The organism is Pseudoalteromonas sp. H105 (genome assembly GCF_001469215.1).
GTDB lineage: Bacteria > Pseudomonadota > Gammaproteobacteria > Enterobacterales > Alteromonadaceae > Pseudoalteromonas.
Window position 1 is genome coordinate 226,984 of the sequence record NZ_LOFH01000004.1, and the last position, 18,885, is coordinate 245,868.

The 18,885-nt window shown below is 41.5% G+C and carries 16 protein-coding genes; 4 read left to right on the forward strand and 12 right to left on the reverse strand.

Translation table 11 applies throughout. The features are described from left to right. Nucleotides 1-3: 3 nt before the first annotated feature. From prfB to xerD, 4 genes are all read right to left on the reverse strand, one after another. Nucleotides 4-1,102, reverse strand: a protein-coding gene (prfB, locus tag ATS75_RS09020) for a peptide chain release factor 2 (protein ID WP_152996207.1) whose coding sequence is annotated in 2 segments (ribosomal slippage) — nucleotides 4-1,026 and nucleotides 1,028-1,102 — 1,098 coding nt in all. Because the reading frame shifts where the segments join, the coding sequence is not laid out codon by codon here. Nucleotides 1,103-1,233: 131 nt separating this feature from the next. Beyond that, nucleotides 1,234-2,955 (reverse strand): single-stranded-DNA-specific exonuclease RecJ, encoded by a 1,722-nt coding sequence (gene recJ, locus ATS75_RS09025; RefSeq protein ID WP_058560116.1) that lies wholly within the window; start codon nucleotides 2,953-2,955, stop codon nucleotides 1,234-1,236. A gap of 73 nt (nucleotides 2,956-3,028) precedes the next feature. Next, nucleotides 3,029-3,757 (reverse strand): bifunctional protein-disulfide isomerase/oxidoreductase DsbC, encoded by a 729-nt coding sequence (gene dsbC, locus ATS75_RS09030; protein WP_058560117.1) that lies wholly within the window; start codon nucleotides 3,755-3,757, stop codon nucleotides 3,029-3,031. 70 nt (nucleotides 3,758-3,827) lie between these two features. After that, nucleotides 3,828-4,712 (reverse strand): site-specific tyrosine recombinase XerD, encoded by an 885-nt coding sequence (gene xerD, locus ATS75_RS09035; protein WP_414858282.1) that lies wholly within the window; start codon nucleotides 4,710-4,712, stop codon nucleotides 3,828-3,830. 148 nt (nucleotides 4,713-4,860) lie between these two features. On the opposite strand from xerD, the gene fldB reads away from it, so the two are divergent. Beyond that, nucleotides 4,861-5,382 carry a flavodoxin FldB gene (gene fldB, locus ATS75_RS09040; protein WP_058560119.1) on the forward strand — a complete coding sequence of 174 codons (522 nt, stop codon included), beginning with the start codon at nucleotides 4,861-4,863 and terminating at the stop codon, nucleotides 5,380-5,382. 86 nt (nucleotides 5,383-5,468) lie between these two features. Here fldB and ATS75_RS09045 read toward each other — a convergent pair whose 3' ends face one another. The 3 genes from ATS75_RS09045 to ATS75_RS09055 all read right to left on the reverse strand — a co-directional run bounded on the left by ATS75_RS09045 (nucleotide 5,469) and on the right by ATS75_RS09055 (nucleotide 10,251). Beyond that, entirely contained in the window at nucleotides 5,469-7,472 is a 2,004-nt protein-coding gene (locus ATS75_RS09045; protein ID WP_058560120.1) for an alpha-amylase, read from the reverse strand. A gap of 290 nt (nucleotides 7,473-7,762) precedes the next feature. Continuing rightward, nucleotides 7,763-9,490: a DUF4153 domain-containing protein gene (locus tag ATS75_RS09050; RefSeq protein ID WP_058560121.1), complete on the reverse strand. Its 1,728-nt coding sequence runs from the start codon at nucleotides 9,488-9,490 to the stop codon at nucleotides 7,763-7,765. 62 nt (nucleotides 9,491-9,552) lie between these two features. Further along, nucleotides 9,553-10,251: a tRNA1(Val) (adenine(37)-N6)-methyltransferase gene (locus ATS75_RS09055; protein WP_058560122.1), complete on the reverse strand. Its 699-nt coding sequence runs from the start codon at nucleotides 10,249-10,251 to the stop codon at nucleotides 9,553-9,555. 75 nt (nucleotides 10,252-10,326) lie between these two features. On the opposite strand from ATS75_RS09055, the gene srmB reads away from it, so the two are divergent. Then, nucleotides 10,327-11,559 carry an ATP-dependent RNA helicase SrmB gene (srmB, locus tag ATS75_RS09060; RefSeq protein WP_058560123.1) on the forward strand — a complete coding sequence of 411 codons (1,233 nt, stop codon included), beginning with the start codon at nucleotides 10,327-10,329 and terminating at the stop codon, nucleotides 11,557-11,559. 103 nt (nucleotides 11,560-11,662) lie between these two features. On the opposite strand, the gene ATS75_RS09065 is transcribed toward srmB, so the two are convergent. The 3 genes from ATS75_RS09065 to yaaA form a co-directional block, all read right to left on the reverse strand. Continuing rightward, nucleotides 11,663-13,750: a S8 family serine peptidase gene (locus ATS75_RS09065; protein ID WP_058560124.1), complete on the reverse strand. Its 2,088-nt coding sequence runs from the start codon at nucleotides 13,748-13,750 to the stop codon at nucleotides 11,663-11,665. Between the two features lie 706 nt (nucleotides 13,751-14,456). Continuing rightward, nucleotides 14,457-14,672 (reverse strand): DUF1289 domain-containing protein, encoded by a 216-nt coding sequence (locus ATS75_RS20125; protein ID WP_201020956.1) that lies wholly within the window; start codon nucleotides 14,670-14,672, stop codon nucleotides 14,457-14,459. Between the two features lie 322 nt (nucleotides 14,673-14,994). Then, a complete protein-coding gene (gene yaaA / locus ATS75_RS09070; protein WP_058560125.1) occupies nucleotides 14,995-15,774 on the reverse strand; it encodes a peroxide stress protein YaaA in 780 nt (259 codons plus the stop codon). A 222-nt stretch (nucleotides 15,775-15,996) separates the two neighbouring features. On the opposite strand from yaaA, the gene tal reads away from it, so the two are divergent. Then, nucleotides 15,997-16,947, forward strand: a complete 951-nt coding sequence (tal, locus tag ATS75_RS09075; protein ID WP_058560126.1) for a transaldolase — start codon at nucleotides 15,997-15,999, stop codon at nucleotides 16,945-16,947. Between the two features lie 190 nt (nucleotides 16,948-17,137). Next, complete coding sequence (locus ATS75_RS09080) at nucleotides 17,138-17,326, forward strand: DUF3545 family protein (RefSeq protein WP_058560127.1); 189 nt, start codon at nucleotides 17,138-17,140, stop codon at nucleotides 17,324-17,326. Between the two features lie 47 nt (nucleotides 17,327-17,373). Here the strand turns inward: ATS75_RS09080 and ung are convergent, their stop codons facing one another. Both ung and ATS75_RS09090 read right to left on the reverse strand, forming a co-directional pair. Then, nucleotides 17,374-18,036 (reverse strand): uracil-DNA glycosylase, encoded by a 663-nt coding sequence (gene ung, locus ATS75_RS09085; protein ID WP_058560128.1) that lies wholly within the window; start codon nucleotides 18,034-18,036, stop codon nucleotides 17,374-17,376. Further along, nucleotides 18,033-18,884 (reverse strand): cobalamin-binding protein, encoded by an 852-nt coding sequence (locus ATS75_RS09090; RefSeq protein ID WP_058560272.1) that lies wholly within the window; start codon nucleotides 18,882-18,884, stop codon nucleotides 18,033-18,035. Before ATS75_RS09090 ends, ung begins: the two co-directional genes overlap by 4 nt. Nucleotide 18,885: the final 1 nt, after the last annotated feature.

Below are 18,885 nucleotides of genomic sequence, written 5' to 3' on the forward strand. Positions count from 1 at the left end.
TGGTTATAAACCAGATTTTAGGCTGGCTTCAATAAATTTATCTAAGTTACCGTCAAGTACCGATTGGGTATTACGGTTTTCAACGCCGGTGCGTAAATCTTTAATACGGGCGTCATCAAGTACATATGAACGAATTTGACTACCCCAACCGATGTCCGATTTAGCGTCTTCTTGGCTTTGTTTTTCAGCATTCTGTTGTTGCAGTTCAAGCTCAAATAATTTTGCTTTTAACTGTTTCATCGCTTGCGCTTTGTTTTTATGCTGAGAACGCTCGTTTTGACACTGCACTACCGTATTTGTTGGCACGTGGGTAATACGTACCGCAGATTCTGTGGTATTTACGTGCTGACCACCCGCGCCTGATGCACGGTATACGTCAATTCGTAAATCAGACGGGTTAATATCAATTTCGATATTATCGTCTATCTCTGGGTATACGAATGCTGAAGCAAAAGATGTGTGGCGACGGCCGCTCGAGTCAAACGGGCTCTTACGTACCAAGCGATGAACACCTGTTTCAGTGCGTAACCAACCATAAGCGTATTCACCAACAAAGCGTACAGTGGCGCCTTTAATACCAGCAACATCACCGTCAGTCGCTTCTACTAGCTCGACTTTAAAGCCTTTAGCTTCACCCCAACGTAAATACATACGCAGAAGCATGTTACACCAGTCTTGTGCTTCGGTGCCGCCAGAACCAGATTGTAAGTCAAGGTACGCATCGTTTGAATCATGAGGGCCTGAGAACATACGACGGAACTCTAAACCTTCAAGCTGCTCGTTTAAGTCACCTAGCTCGCTTTGCGCTTCAGCGAATGTTTCTTCATCTTCAGCTTCTACTGCAAGCTCAAGTAAACCTTCAACATCGTCAGCACCTGCAACAAGGTTGTCAATCGTTTCAACGACGGCCTCTAGTGCTGATTTTTCACGGCCAAGTGCTTGCGCACGTTCTGGCTCATTCCATACCGCTGAGTCTTCGAGTTCGGCGTTAACTTCTTCTAGGCGCTCTTGTTTGTGAGCGTAGTCAAAGGTACCCCCGAAGCAGCTCGGTACGTTCGCGAATTTCCTTGATTTGATTAATCACAGGATTCACTTCAAACATCTACGTTACTCCAAAATGGCTGATTTACACGGCAATTTGCCCTATAAATTTCTTTAAATAATAAAAACGCCCGATTTTAACAAAAAACCGCGCGTTTTATTAGTTTTTTATACATGCTAGCGTGATATTTTTTATGGGCTCTTTTGCAACTCACGAACAATTAATTGCAAACTAAATTTACCTCTAAATTCATTAATATCCAGTTGATAAGCAACATTGACAAAACGCACTTCGGTATCGGGCCACGCTTTAACATCAACGCCAAACGCAATCGCATCGACCAAGCGGCCAGATTGATGTTTAAGCACCAGCTTTAAATGTTTTTCACCGACAATACGCTGCTGCACAACTTCAAAAACATGCTCAAATACAGGCTCAGGAAACTGCTGCCCCCACGGCCCGGCTTGCTTGACTAATTGCGCAAACTCCATATTAAAACACTCACTTGGCAGCTCTCCATCGGTCAAAATAATACACTGCTTATGCTCTTCACTTAATTGCGCTGATACTGCGTGCTCAAATGCCTGTTTAAATTCACTGAAATGCTGTTCATTGATGCTCAACCCAGCAGCCATTGCATGACCACCAAATTTGCTTATTAAGTGAGGATGCAAAGTATTTAAACGTTCGAGCAGATCACGCATGTGCAGCCCTTCTATTGAGCGGCAGGAGCCTTTGATATCGCCATTATCTCCCCCAGCGAAGATAACGGTCGGCCTGTGGTACTTTTCTTTTAAGCGCCCCGCTAAAATACCGATAACCCCTTGATGCCAGTCTTCTTGATATAAGCAAATCGCATCGGGCACGGTATCGCCAGCAAATGCAAGGCGATCAAGCACTGCTTGAGCCTCAGTTTGCATGCCCTGTTCAATTTCTCGTCGTTCGTGGTTTAGGCTATCAAGCTCACTGGCAATGCGCCTTGCTTGATTAATATCAGCACTAAGTAAACACGCTATACCTAAACTCATATCATCTAATCGACCTGCGGCATTTAATCTGGGTGCAAGTGAAAAACCAAAATCACTGGCACTTAAACGCGCAGAATTTCTGTTAGCAACCTCTATTAACGCCGTGATCCCAGGGCGTGTATTACCGCTGCGGATGCGCGCTAAACCTTGATACACTAAGGTTCGATTATTCGCATCCAGCGCCACTACATCGGCCACAGTGCCCAAGGCAACAATATCGAGTAATTCGGCTAAATTCGGCGGTGATGACTGTTCGAAATGCCCTAAATCCCGCATTGCACTTCTGAGTGCAATCAGTAAATAAAACGCCACCCCTACGCCTGCGATGGATTTGGATGGAAACTCACAGTCATGACGGTTTGGATTAACAATGGCATCCGCATTGGGTAATTGCTCTCCTTGTAAGTGGTGATCGGTAACCAACACTTTGATACCCGCGGCTTTAACAATATCAATGCCCGCAATACATGAAATACCATTATCAACTGTAATGACTAAATCGGGTGCTATTGTCACAATTTGTTCAGCCAGTGCAGGGCTTAAACCGTAACCTAAACTAAATCTGTCGGGAATTAGGTAATCTAAATGCGCAAATCCAAACATGGTTAGACCCTGCATCAGTGTGGCTGTACTGGTTGCGCCATCCGCATCAAAATCGCCGACTATCAGTATTTTGCTTTGTTTTTGCAGTGACTCGATTAATAACTCGGAAGCTTTATCAATGTCTTTAAATAACCTAAAGTCATGCAAGGTAGCCGCGCTGTTATTAAGCTCATTAGCATCAGTTACCTGTCGCGTCGCATATATTTGTTTAATGACTGGGTGCAAATGACTTGGTAAGTGAGAATCATCAACATAGTTACGAGCTTGAATTAGTTTTTCCATGCGGGAATACATTTACTTTTATTGGATATAAACAAAAAAAGGCCTTATCGGCCTTTTTATAATAACTGACTCGTTATGACGACTTTTTAGCTTCAAGTGCAGCACTTAATGCAGCCGCTGGTTGGTAGCCTGGGATCATGGTGCCGTCTTCTAAAATAATTGCTGGCGTACCACTTATGCCAAAGCTTTGACCTAGTTGATAGTGTTCAGGTATCGGGGCTGCGCAGTCTTTTACCGCCACAGTGTCAGCGCCCGCTTTTGCTTCGGTAAGTGCTGATTGCTGATCTTTGGCACACCATACATTCATCAAGTCTGCATAGCCAGATCCCTGTAAGCCACCACGTGGGAATGCTAAATATTTAACGGTAATACCTGCTTCAAGCAGGTCATCTAGCTCACGGTGTAACTTACGGCAATAACCACAGCTTATGTCGGTAAACACTGTAATACTGTGCTTCTCATCTTTTGCTTTATACACAATCATTGATTCTTCGTATTCAGATAAGCCTTCTTTACGAACACCATTTAATGCTTGTTCGGTCAAATTGCTACGATTACTTAAATCTATTAACGTGCCTTGCATTAAAAATTGACCATCAGGGCTTGCGTAAAGCACGCCTTTATCTGTGATTAATTCTTTTAAACCTGCTACTGGGCTTGGGTTAATTTGCTTTACAGTCACGCCGAGCTCTGCAAATTTAGTTACAATTGGGTCATTGGCATCAGGGATGGCTAATACGCCATTGGCAAACGCACTGATACTGGTGCCTAATATTGCACCGGCTAATACTAACTTTTTCATCATGTTCTCTTATATCCTGAAAATTGTGTCTATTAATAACTAAGACCGCTAATACTGAAAAAAATTCTCACTAAGCACGCGGATGATGCTGCTGATGAACTGACTTTAACCGTTCATTAGCAACATGGGTATAAATTTGTGTGGTCGATAAATCACTGTGCCCTAACATCATTTGCACAACCCTCAGGTCTGCACCATGATTAAGTAAATGTGTTGCGAATGCATGGCGCAATGTGTGTGGCGATAAAGGTGATTCAACCGATGCCAAAATAGCATAGTGTTTAATACGATGCCAAAAAGTTTGTCGAGTCATGCCCACTCCCCGCTTCGAAGGAAATACAAAATCAGTCGCATGCTTGATCATTTGCGCGCGGCCTACTTTTAAAAATTGTTCAAGCCAATACATTGCTTCTTCGCCCAAAGGCACTAAGCGTTCTTTATTGCCTTTGCCTTTTACAAACACAACAGACTGGCGAAGGTTTATTTGCTCCATACGCAAACCTACAAGCTCACTGACCCGAAGTCCCGTTGCATACAACAACTCCAGCATCGCTTTATCACGCAGCCCCATCGGTTCATCGGTATTCGGTGCGGCTAAAAGGGCTTCAACTTCATTTTCTGAGAGTGTTTTTGGCAGCGATTGACCTGCTTTTGGTTGCGCTATATTAACCATAGGTGATTCGGTGAGGTACTTTTCTCGCACAAGATATTGATAAAAACGTTTTAGGGCACTAATGCTTCGCGCAGTGCTTCGCGGTTTTAAACCTAAATCAACACGATGAGCTAAATAGCCTTCAATATCCGAGCTGGATACTGCGAGCAACGTCTGTCCTTTAAGAAATAAACAAAACTTATCTAAGTCACTGCGATACGCCGATAACGTATTATCACTGACATGCTGTTCAAGGTAGAGGTTATCTAAAAACGATTCTAAATAATCGTTATTGGTTAACACCTCATTCTCAGTGTCATTAAGTGTTTCTAATGGCTTGTTTTTGTCTAACGATGTCACAGTTATTCCCATGTAATCAAGGTATCAATTATTTATACCTTACGGTAAACTTCAGCCTATCATATCAAGCAAACACACAGTGATAAATACGATGCAAATTGGTTTATTTTATGGCTCTACAACTTGCTATACGGAAATAGCTGCAGAAAAAATCCGCGATATTATTGGGCAAGACATTGTCACCCTTCACAACATCAAAGATGAGCCACTTAAAAATGCAGAGAATTACGACTTTATCATCTTTGGTATTTCCACGTGGGATTTCGGTGAATTACAAGAAGATTGGGAATCAATCTGGGATGACATTAAAGATGTTAACCTAACCGGAAAAACTATCGCGCTATTTGGTATGGGCGATCAACAAGGTTACGGCCAATGGTTTCAAGATGCCCTTGGTATGCTGCACGATGAAATTAGCACCCAAGAATTTACCCTGTTAGGGTTGTGGCCAAATGATGTCAGCTATGAATTTGAAGCATCAAAAGCACTCACTCCTGAGGGCAAACACTTTGTTGGACTTGCTCTTGATGAGGACAGTCAATACGAGCACAGTGATGAGCGAATTGCCAATTGGGTTGAGCAAATAATGACTGAATACAGCGAGACTTTGTAACAGTCATGCGAGCTCAAACTTAGCCGCTGCTGAGCGCTGTTAACAAAAGGCCCACGATTACGTGGGCCTTTGCAATTCAATTTAAGTTAAAAATTCTGATACTCGGTATCTGCACTGTTAAACTCAAACTTATTGATTTTCCCGCATTGAGCTACATGGTTTGTAGTGGAGTATGGCATATTCGATTGGGTAATATCCCCCTCCCAACCCTGTCCATTTTTGACAAATGCTTTAACTTCAAACCAGCCATTGACTGCTTTAGAACAATCCATATCTACATCAAGCATCCAATAATGCTGCCCCCAGGTATTCAGTGGCGTCACTCCAAAGCCATCCATTGCGACGGTCTTTTCAGCCCCCCAACTTGATGGCCACACGTTAGTCGTCCAATCGGTTGCTGTGCCTTGTGCCTCAGTACTTTGGCCTGTTTGAGCGCCATACCAATCTAGGTAGCTATCATTTAATTTCCAGTTAGTTGTGGTTTCATTGCTTAAGTTATTATGACGAATCGGCATTGCGCACTCAAAATTAGTGTTTTGACAATTACGTCCTAATTCTGCGTTTGCATAGGTATGATCAATCCCGCCGCGAATAAATAAGTCTTGCCCCGTTTGGGTTTGCGCGCTAATAAAAATGACCGTTCGTTGCCAATCGCTTTGCTCATCAACGGATGTGGTTAGTTTAGCATTTTGATGAATGGCCATTGCATCCCATGCCTCTACATTGAGGCTTATCGTACTGTCCGCGTTGACAGTAATCACTTCGCTCGAACAACTGGTTTTATCTGTCGATATTTCGCCTTTTAAAACATTGCAATATTGCCCAGGCGCCATGTTTGTTTGCACTGTTGCATTGAGGGTTGAATCCTCTTTATTAATAGCAATATGCCCTGATGATCCGCGACCAAAGGCGATTTGATTATGGGTGTTATCCCACCAATTTGTGATTGCCCAGTTATCTGCCGTGTTGTTTCTAAAGTCGACACCACCTGCAATATAGGACCAACGGTGTTCACATTTCCAATTGCTGGCAAAGCATTCAAGGTTGCCATTATTATGCACTGGCACCATAGGGCCTCCCGCATCTGTATCACCATGAAAGTCATAGCTCGACATCACTTTGGGGTAGCCATAAGGGTATGCAAGCATAAATACATTGGCTAAATCGTATAAGCGGCCATCTTCGAAAGTAATCACATTACCAGCCCCACCATGTCCGCGTTGGTTATCATGGTTATCAACAAAAACCACTGCTGATGCACTTGGCATAAAGCCCCAACCCTCACCAAAGTTACTTAACCACGCTAATGACCCATTTCGAAACGTATTACCTAGCTCTGTACTGTATTTAAATTCAGTGACTAAGCCTGTGCTTAAATACTCAGTTGCTGCAACAGCTTCGCCACCTTGGTCTATTACTTCTTGAAACACGACTGGGTTGCCATTTACTTTGGCCATCAAGCTCTGAATATCACTGGCTGCAACATGTTTAGCTGCATCAAACCGAAATCCTTTCACCCCTATCGCCTGTAAATCATTGATGTAAGCTGCCACGGTGTTTTGCACATAACTTGCAGCAGTATCTAAATCTGCCAATCCAACAAGTTCGCAGTTTTGTACTCGCCAACGGTCGTTACCATAATCAGGCCCATTGATTGAGCAGCTTTGATGAAAATCTTGTGGGCTGTAAATCGGATATTGTTTACTAGCAAAAGAATTACCGGCTGTACCGGAGCCACTGCCAGCCGCCATGTGGTTAATCAGCGTATCAACATAAATATCAACGCCTGCAGCATCGCAGCGCTCAACCATGTCAACAAATTGCGCACGATTACCGCCTCTGCTTTGCAGTTGGTAGCTAACAGGCTGATAACGTGTCCACCATTGGCTTCCTAAAATATGTTCATTAGGGGGGGAAACCTGAACGGCTGCATAGCCTTTTGGTCCCAAGTATTGCTCGCATTCAAGTGCAACATCTTGCCAGTTCCATTCAAATAAGTGAACAAATGTTGTAGGAGTAGCATGGCTAAGTGAAGACGCACCCAACGTGAAGAGTACGCCTGTAACAGCAGCTAGTTTTTTAATTTTCATTGTGTTTTCCATTGTGTTGTCAAAAATGGTAATTTCTATTTACAAGTTTTTAACACTATGTGGATTTTGAAAGAATGAAAGTTGAATACGTATGCAGTGATTAAATTTAATAATTAGCAGGTGCAAAAAAGAACGCGTTAAGTTTACCAACAAAGAGCAGAAATAAGGTTTTTAGGACCATATAATAACGGTTACAATTATACGCCCACCTGAATAGTCACTCTGTGAAACCAATGACGTTACGACTAAAACAATGCTCGCAAACGCCATAAGTTCAATCGGCCTCAAAGCTAATTAGGTACATCGTTCGCGACTGTGAACACAACATCGCCTACCTTTAAATGATTAAAGCGCGGCTTTTCTGTCTGGACTTTGCCTGCTTCTAATAAGGTTTTTAATAACTTAATTTGCGCTGGGTTATCCGTGTTCATGTATTTTTGTTGCCACGCGCCGTCATTTTGAAACCAAAGTTTGGCCTCTGTAAAATGGTTAGTCTCGTCAATAAAGACATACTCAAGTTGGTCGTCATTATTTAAATCAATAGCAATAAAGTAAAAAGAGTGGCTGCTTAAAGGCGCCCAGTTGCTGAAATGCATTTTATTGAAGATAGACTCTATTAAATCATCAGGAAACGCTTCTTGCTGCGGCCAAAAAAAGCTATGGGCGATAAACTCTGAAAGAGTTTCAAGTTCTTCAATAGTTTCAAAATTAGGGTTTACATACATTCGCTCAATGATTGCTACTTGCTCTGGGTGCGAGTTTTGTATTTGCGCTTTCAAATCTTGCATTACAAGATAACCTTGGCGACCCAGATTTGATGCAAAGTAATTATAATCAAACTCTTTAAGTGTGACTTTGCCATCATTTAAGCGCGCAATCTGGCTATCACTCGCGATACGTTGAAAATTTAAAATGGGGGAATTGACCAACAGCATACTTACTAGCACAATGAGGCCCATGCCAATATTGACCCTGTTTTGCACCTCGAGCCACGCATCTCGTTTTTTAATAATCCCCACTAAATAGCCAAACGAAAAACACGCCAGTAAAAAGCACATTAAAATGGCCCAGCATCTTGCAACACTTAAACCATATTGATCAATACGCAACCAAAGCCCATAGGCAGCTATTAAGCTATAAATAGGTAACAACCCAATGCCTATAATAATTAACCTATGCAAAACAATACTATAAGGACGCTGTAATGACGCTTGTTGATAGACTGTATTTACAAAAAAGAGTGTTAGCAATTGCAGCCATAAAACCAACGAAGTGCCACTGCCTGTTTGCCATAATTTTTCAAGCCCTGCAAAGGGCAAAGTCGCTAAAAAGCCTAAAGAAACAATAGTTAAAACAGGCAGTAAAAATTTAATTAGAACTTGCAGTAATGTTGCTATGCTTTGCTCTACATTTAACAGACCTCTAAATACAATACTCGCAAAAGCAAACGCTAAGGTAATTGTAGGGATCCAAAACCATTCTTTTCTTAATAGCGCTGTGAAAAATTCAATGTCCAGTGCGTCAAATAAGGCAGCGCCTAACTTCAAAATACCCCAGAAAATTAAAACAAATAACCAGCACTCAATGAATAAAAGAAAATTACGCCATGACAGTTTAAACAACTGAGCATAATGAATCGCCTCTTTATCTATAAACTGCTGGATATACATTAAAGCTTTAAAGCTTGCGACCAAGGAGGTAATCACAAAAGTAGCGGTTAGCAAATCATTATCAACCCACGCTAACGGGTATTGCTCAGAACCAATGTACCCACCTAATAGTGACAACAATAAGCAAAAAGGCAGCAAGTAAATAAGTAACTTTTTAATATTGCCTTGCTCTATTGCAAGTAACGTCAGTAAAGGAAAACTAACTACAAATGTAGCCAAAGAGGTAAACCAAATCGGGTCTGAGGCGGGCCATGTTGCCCCTTCAAGGCTGCGATATAACAGTGTTAAAGCAATCCCTTGTAGCACTGCTAATAATACCATTAATGGTTTAGGTAATTGATTATCCATATCTATTTACTTAGAGTCATTTTGGTTAGTGTGCGCTATTTGTACCTGTTATTCAATCAAGCTCACATCTTTAAATAAAAGCCCTTACATAGGGTAACGAAATCATCACTGTATTGACCGCCTTCATTATGAATGATCAAGTGCTGAGGCTTGCAATTAACCTCATGATAGCCAAAACACATTAAGCTTCGCGTTGCAGGCTTAGTTTTTTTAGTTTGTACTAAACAATGATGTTGCAAATAAAGGCCTTGTTTAAATGCATCAGCAATAAACAACTTCGCTTCTTCGCAGGGTAATATCACATTAAATAGCGCGCTGGTGTTAGTTAGGCGTTTAAATGCAGCAATTAACTGAGTAAAACTTAAACCATCTGTATGGCGTGCTGTGTTTCGCCCTGCATCATTCCCTTTTAAGCTATTAATGAAATAAGGCGGGTTACTAATTACCATATCAAATGGCGCATCGGCTTCAAACTCTTGGATACGTTGATGATACAGTGCAATATCGGGCCACGGGCTTTGTGCAATATTTTGCTTGGCTTGATGGTAAGCGGCCTCATCAATTTCGACGGCTGTGATGGCTAAGTCCACAGCTCGCTGTTTACACATCAAAGCCAATAACCCTGTGCCTGTGCCTATATCGAGCGCTCGTTGGCCGTTAGTTAATTTCGCCCAGGCACCCAATAAAATGCCATCGGTCGAGACCTTCATAGCGCACTGGTCATGCTCAACTTTAAATTGTTTAAACACAAACCCTGACATTTTTTCACCTTTTCATTCACCAACCGCTGTATAGCGCGTATAATTATCTGCATTGTCCTCTATTTTTGACACTCTATGCAATTTTCTGATTTTGATATCGATAACAAGTTACTAAACGCCGTCGCTAAAATGGGTTATGAAACCCCAACCAGCATTCAGCAACAAGCGATTCCTGAAGCGCTGCAAGGACGTGATATTTTAGCATCTGCGCCAACGGGTACAGGTAAAACAGCTGCATTTTTAATTCCAGCAATTCAATACTTATTGGATTTCCCACGCCGCGAACCTGGCTTTGCGCGAGTATTAATTATGACACCAACCCGCGAGCTTGCTTATCAAATTCATGAACAATGTGAGTTACTTGCCAAAGGCACTCACCTTAAAATTGGTGTAGTAACGGGCGGTATTAACTACGGTACGCATAAAGAAATTTTTGAAAAAAACAACGATATTCTTATCGCCACACCAGGGCGTTTAATGGAATATTTAGAAACCGAAAACTTTCACGCTGAAAATGTTGAAATGCTTATTTTAGATGAAGCAGACCGCATGCTCGACATGGGCTTTCGTAAAGAAATGATGCGCATCTGTGAAGAAGCTAAAAACCGCCGTCAATGCTTTTTGTTTTCAGCAACACTTGAAGGCGACAGTGTTGAGAGATTTGCAGAGCAAATATTAAATGACCCTGCACTCCTTGAGGCAGAATCATCGCGTAAAGAAAAAGCCAAAATTCACCAGTGGGTGCACTTAGCTGATGACTATCACCACAAGCTAGAGCTATTAGTGAATACCTTAAATGCACCCGATGTCACCAAAGCCATTGTGTTTGTAAAAACCCGTGAACGTCTTGAAACCTTAATTGGTGAACTGACTAACAACGGTGTAAAAGCCGCGTGGTTGCGCGGTGAAATGCCACAAGACAAGCGCATGAAAGCCATGGAAAACTTCCACAGTGGACGCACTAAAATTTTAGTTGCTACTGATGTTGCTGCTCGTGGTATTGATGTTGCTGATATAAGCCATGTTATAAACTTTGACATGCCACGTACTGCTGACGTGTATGTTCACCGTATTGGTCGTACAGGCCGCGCAGGCAAAAAAGGCATCGCAATTTCACTCGTTGAAGCACATGATATTGCTGTTTTATCTAAGGTTGAACGTTACACTGAGCAAAAGCTAAAACGTCGTGTAATCAAAGGGATTGAGCCTCAGCATAAAGAAGCTAAAATGCCGATTAAAAAAGTGAAAGATCCAGCTAAAATTAAAGCACGCAAAAAAGCGAAAACAAAAGTGAAGAAAAAGAAGTAATAATTTAGGGTCTGTTGACCTTTCAAGATTATTAAAAAAGCCGAGGCTCATCAAAATGAGCCTCGGCTTTTTACTTTTTAACCTGAACTATGGTTATTTAGCGTTATTGGCATACGCCTAAGTCTTTCCACACAGCCCATGCTGATGAATTATCCGCAGGGTTAGCACCTTGAGTCCACCACTTCGCACTATAACGGCGGCTATTAAATGCAACCTCTTGGCCTTGATTATAAACCGCTGATGCAGACCAGACAGCCAGATCACTACAGCCTTCAGGCGGTGTCACGCTGTCACTCACTGTAATGGTTTTTGTTAAGCTATGGTTTAGTCCTTGTGCGTCACTTACCGTCAGCTCAACTTTGTAGCTACCAGCGGCTTGATATGTATGTGCTGGGGTTTTAGTGTTTGCAGCATTGCCATCACCAAAGGTCCAATTATACGCAGTCACAGCAACATCATCAGTTGAAGCATTAGTAAAATTCACTGCCAAGCCATTTACACTAAAATCAAAATTCGCTTTAGGCGCTTGATTAACTGTACCGCCACCGGTTTTACAGTCACCTTGGCGAGACCATACATTTGAAAATACTGCTGGACTTGCACCTGTTGACCACCAGGTCGCTTTATATTTGGTCTGATTAAACTCAACCAAATCACCAATACGGTATGCTTTGCTGGCATTCCATGACGCAACACCATCACATTCGCCGCCAACCACCGACGTTACTTTAACGGTTTGGCTGCGTCGATTTGTTTGACCTGCCGTATCAGTCACTTCTAGCGTAACTGAATAGTTGCCATCGGCAGCATAGGTATGAATTGGGTTTTCACTGGTGGCTGAGTTACCATCACCAAAGTTCCAATAGTAACCACTTATGCCTTTATCATCAGTTGAAGCGTTAGAAAATGTAACTTGTTTATCATTCACCGCCGCGCTAAAACGTGCCACAGGTGCATTATCCACACCACTCCCCCCGCCACACTCGGATTGAGCTAAATAGTCATAGGCATCTTTCGCCTTAACAATACCAAAACCATACGAAGTATCACGCCCTGGCGTGCCTTTATCCTGCGCAGTAGCATTTAATGCATCACGAATTTGTTGATTCGAACATTGTGGAAAATGGCTCCACACCAATGCTGCAACACCTGATACATGAGGGGTTGCCATTGACGTACCACTAATACTTTTATATCCGCCATTGTTCCAGGTTGAGTTAGTGCCTACTCCCGGCGCGGCTATTTCTACCTGCGCGTTATATTGAGAGAAAGACGCTTTATTACCATTGCGATCAACAGCCGCCACCGATACAACCTCATCATACGATGCTGGGTAACTTAGTGAGCTGTTCGCATCATTACCTGCTGCTGCTATGTGCAACATACCTTGGGCATAGCTGCTGGCAAAAGCTTGGCGCTCAGCATTAGATGATTGAGGGCCACCTAAACTCATGCTGGTTACAGTCGCGCCAGCACTTTGGCATTGACTAATTGCAGCAACAAGATCTGAGCCATATGCCCAACGACCTTGATCATTAAACACTTTAACAATATGCAACCCTAATTGACCCGATGAGTTAACCCCTATCACACCTTGGCCATTGCCTCCTAGTGCTGCGATAGTACCGGCAACATGCGTACCATGGCCATTACCATCGTTATACCAGTTGCCTGTGTTGTTAGCACCATAGCCATCGCTGCCAGTCACACCGGTATTAGGTAAATCAGGATGGTTTAAGGTGTAACCAGTATCCATGATACAGACCTTCTGATTCCCTGTAAGGTTGTCAGAAAGCTGTGCTGCTTGCACCATGGTGATTCCATAAGGCGTCGATTCAGCCATTAAATAGCGCTTAGGATCCACTTCGATACTCACTACATCGGCACTTTGCTCCAAACGTGATTTTTGCTCAGCGGTTAACACCACGGCCATAGCATTAATTTCTGGTAATGCTTGAACAACCTCAACGCTCGCGTTCGTTGCAATGTTATTCATTAAACTGCGTTTCATGTCGTTCACTTGCGTTTGGCTGCGCGCAAATGTTGTGTGTACTGCTGTTGTATGTTCTGACAAATGAACAATGAATCGCTCTGACTCAATTTGTTCAGCCATTGCTGCTGGGACTGTAGATAGTAAAACCGCACTCGCTAAAGCTGAGATTTTAAAGGTAGGTAGTTTAGACACGCTCATTTTAAATTCCTTGGATGTTAAATTTAATAGCTGTAAATTAACATTTAATTTACAACCCTTTTATAGAAACACGCAAAGACAACGCTGTCAATCCATTAATCGGGAAGTGTTTTATGAGCAAAAAGCAATTATCATGCAGTAAAAACAATCAGTTGATTTTTATCTTTTATATTTCAGTGAGTTAAATTAGAAAGTTAAACCATCGCAAAAATGTAAATTTAAGGTTAAAAATAAAGCGTCATTTAAAAATAAGGCCATGCCAAAAATGCTGATTTAGACTCAACACGGTATGAGTGAATTTTATACAATATAAAAAACAATAATAAATAGTTATTTTCAGAAACTTAAAAAATCGAATAAGATTAATTGCAGTAGTCTGTTTGGTATTAAGGCAAGGCAGCGCATACGCGGTGTGGTTATTCCGTAAATAGGCGATAACACAGCATCAATGCCAAACAGGCGCTGCACTAATAAACTAAGCTTAGCGAACATTTATCCCAGTTGAAGGAGATCACAGACGATAAGCTTGAATCAAAGAGAGTTACTCGAACCAAGTTTAAACGGCTCTTACGCAAAATACATAGAGAATACGCAAGGTATTAATATGATTGAAAACAAAATAAAAGCCACACAATAACACCTAATTTATTCCCTCTTTCTGAGCGGCTATGGCATTGTTTTTATTTATATGAGCTAACAAAAGCAACTAGCCATAACTCCCTTTCTTTCGCTGTATTTTTCGCACTCTACACTCAGTGATTATGCGCTCCTTTTGTGCTGTGCTTAAACTTCGCCAACCGAGTATTTCTTCGAGCGTTCTAAAGCAGCCTATACACGTATCATTATCGTCAAGACAACAACGTCTAATACAGGGGTTATTTGGCTCACTTAAGTTTATATTTCCCATATTAAGGCTTTGCATGATAAGAAACTTACTTTAACTGTAGGTAGCTTTTAACAACTTGCCACCTAAAATAGCCATTGCGTTTTGTGGGACCGAACTTAAAAATCAGTAGGTCAATAAGGTAACCGTGCTGTTATAGATAATGGCGATGAGCATAGCCACTATAACATTAGAAACATGACTGATTACAATATCAATCCAGCCATGGAGTTTTCGATTCATTTATTGAAATGCCAGTCCCTTAAATGCCCTTTAAATATACTCACAGCATTTGCAAATTTAACGCTAAAAATAAAAAGCCACGCAATTGCGTGGCTTAACACTTAAAAACAGCTTAACGCTAGTTTTGCTCATCACGTAAAAAAACAGGCTCAAGTTCTTTTTGTGTCGCGTCTTCACTAAAGTAATAGCCATCAACAGTAAACGCTTTAAGCTGGCTTAGTTGTGTTACGTTATTTTCGATAATATAACGCGCCATCAAGCCCCTGGCTTTTTTAGCGTAAAAGCTAATTATTTTATATTGGCCATTTTTACAGTCTTTAAAATGTGGCGTAATAATTTGCGCATTAAGCGCTTTTTTATCTACCGCTTTAAAGTATTCATTTGAAGCTAAATTAACAAGGTATTGCGCGTCTTGTGCTTTTAATACATCGTTTAACTTATTTGCAATAATGCTGCCCCAAAACTCATACAAATTTTTACCGCGAGAATTTTCAAGCTTAGTGCCCATTTCAAGCCGATATGCTTGCATTAAATCAAGCGGCTTCAATAAGCCATATAACCCAGATAAAATACGTAAGTGATTTTGTGCGTAATCAAGCTCGCTGGCAGTTAGAGTGCCAGCGTCTAAACCGCCGTATACATCGCCGTTGAAAGCCAGCACAGCTTGTTTGGCGTTATCGGTGGTGAATGGTTGCGACCACTCGCTAAAACGCGCTGCGTTTAGTCCTGAGAGCTTATCGCTAATTTTCATTAAACTGCCAATTTGTGCCGGTGTTAGTTCACGACATACTTTCATAAGCTCCTCGCTGTGCTCGAGTAATTCAGGCTGAGTGAACTTATCGGTTGCCGGTGGCGTGTCGTAATCAAGATTTTTTGCAGGTGAAATAACAGTGATCATAGTTAGCTATTGACTTGTAAATTATTTAATGTCAATTTCAACATTAAATGAAACGAAAAGCACGTTTTGTTTAAATAAATCCTCCCTTAAAAACTCATACGCCACCGTTTTTTTATTGATAAGGACATAAGACCTATCAAGCATTGTCACACTGTTGCAGTATGAACTCAGTATATTAAGGGTGTAGATTTTCTTTTAACTTGCTTGGAATGAGGAAAGCAAATGACTTCAGCTCTACAAAGGCTAAAACAACATTCATCTATCGTAGCCGACACTGGCGATATTGAAGCGATCAAAAAGCATCAACCAGAAGATGCGACCACTAATCCATCGCTTTTACTAAAAGCGAGCGAGATTGAAGCTTATAAGCCTTATTTAGATAAAGCTTGGAGCTACGCTAAAGAAACCGAGCAAGATCCTGCTAAGCAACTTGAATTAGCATGCGACTACTTTGCCGTATTACTTGGTAAAGAAATCAGTGAAATTGTACCTGGTTATATCTCTACTGAAGTGGATGCGCGCCTTTCGTTTGACACACAAGCAACGATCAATAAAGCACACACTTTACTTAGCTTGTATGAAAAAGAAGGCGTCAGTAAAGATAAGATCTTAATCAAAGTTGCCTCTACATGGGAAGGCATTAAAGCGGCTGAACAGTTAGAAAAAGAAGGCACTAAGTGTAACCTTACTTTATTGTTTAGCGATGCCCAAGCACGTGCATGTGCTGATGCAAATGTATTTTTAATCTCGCCTTTTGTTGGCCGTATTTTAGATTGGCACGTTGCTAATGGTATGGAAAAGCCAACAGACCCGCTACAAGATCCAGGTGTGCAATCTGTGCGTAGCATTTTTGAATTTTACAAACGCCATGACTACAAAACCGTGGTAATGGGTGCAAGCTTCCGTAACACCGGCGAAATTATTGCCTTAACTGGGTGTGACAAGCTAACTATTAGCCCTAACCTTTTAGAAGATTTAGGCAACCTTGAAGGCGCCCAAGAATACTTGCTTGAAAGTGATATCCCTAAAGAGCCAAAACCAGCGCCACTGACAGAAACGCAATTCCGTTGGTTACATAACCAAGATGCAATGGCGACTGAAAAGCTAGCTGAAGGTATCCGCTCATTTGCTGATGCTCAAGAACAGTTAGAAGCACGTTTTAAAGCAATGTAATTAAATAATAACGTAAGTAAATAAACACTTACTTTAAAAACGCCACTTCTGTGGCGTTTTTTATGTTTAAAATTATATTTATTAATATAGCTATCACATCACTGTAACATTAATGTCACTTTTTTATTCTATTTTAGTTTGGCCTGTGGTATAGGTATTTCCGAGGTTCAAAATTCAATAGGAGAAGTTCATGGATAGCCTAGATGATATTTTAGAAATATTAGAAGGTCCTAGCACAACAAAAAAGGCCTCTCAAAAAAATAAAAAGAGAAAATGGCGCGAAATCGAAGCATTAAAAGATAAGCAACGTTTGCGTAAAGAACTACAGGAGTTAGACTATTTCGCTGATAATGTGGCGATTGATGAGTTAGATTTTTAACTTAAAAAAAGGCCGCATGCTTCACAGCTAACGGCCTTTTTTAATTCTTACACTTGCCAGTTTATTGCAACTTTGCCTTGCTGCTCTAATAACTGATTCGTTTTTGAAAAATGCCGGCATCCAAAAAAACCACGGTGTGCCGAAAGCGGTGAAGGGTGCGGACCATTGAGTATAAAATGGCGGGCTGTATCGATGCCTTTGCCTTTCTTCTTCGCATGTGCGCCCCATAAAATAAACACCACACCTTGCGTGTTGTTATTGATATGAGCAATCACATTATCAGTAAATTGCTCCCACCCTAAATGCTTATGTGAATGTGCTTGCCCTTGCTCTACTGTCAATACCGTATTTAGTAAGAATACGCCTTGTTCTGCCCAACGTTGAAGATACCCGTGTTTTGGTATTTCGAAGGTAGGAATGTCAGTGGCGAGCTCTTTATATATATTTTTCAATGACGGGGGCAGTTTAGTTACCTCAGGCAACACAGAAAAACATAAGCCATGGGCTTGACCTTCGCCGTGGTATGGGTCTTGACCTAAAATAACAACTTTAATATCACTCAATTTCGTTGCCTCAAAAGCACTAAAAACCTGATACTCTGGCGGGTAAACGGGTACTTCTGCGTGGCGTTTTTGAGCTATATAATCAAGCGTTTCTTGCATATATGGCTTTGCGAATTCGTTATTTAAAAAGGGTTGCCACTGACTCATTTTGCCTCCTGAATTACAGCTCTGGATTGATCAATTTTGTGACACATATCGTCAAGTCCATCAAGCATACGCGTTGTAAAACGATGCAGTAAATCAGCATCGACACGAATAAACTGATTGTGCTTTACAGCAGGTACCTCTGGCCATTCATGCCATGCGATCACGGGTTGTTTTGTGTTTGATTTTTCCTCAGGAAGAATAATCACCTCAGGCTTAGCAACAATAACATTTTCAATACTGATTAGGGGGTAGTCTGTTCGACTATTGGCAAACACATTACTGCCTTGGCAAATTTCAATAAGTTGATTTATCCATGTATTTTTACTGACTGTCATCATCGGCTCCGGCCACAGCTGATAAAATACAGCCACATTTGCTTTGCCCTGTTGCTTAGCTTTAATCAGTGCAAGTTGCTGCTGAAATTTATTCGCAGCACGTTTTGCGGCGTCTTCTCGTCCCGTTAACCTACCTAAGCGAAGTAGCTCTTGTGGTACTTTCTCAACGTCATTAGCTTCACTGTATGAGACTTCTATACCCATACGCTCTATTAAGGCTAAATCCTCAACTTTACTGCCTGTTTTCCATGCAAGTACTAAGTCAGGTTTAAGTGCTAAAAGCTTTTCAATTTGAATACCTTGATGCCCCCCTAAACGGGGGATACTATTCGCTGCATCAGGAAAATCAGCATACTCGACGGTTCCCACAATCTGATCGCCAGCACCAATAGCGAACAAGTTCTCAACAATATGTGGAGCCAGCGCAACAATCCTAAGCGGTGTTTTATTCACCTCTGCCTGCGCACTTGCACAACTAAGGGCAATAAAAATGAACAGAAAAAGTCGACACATC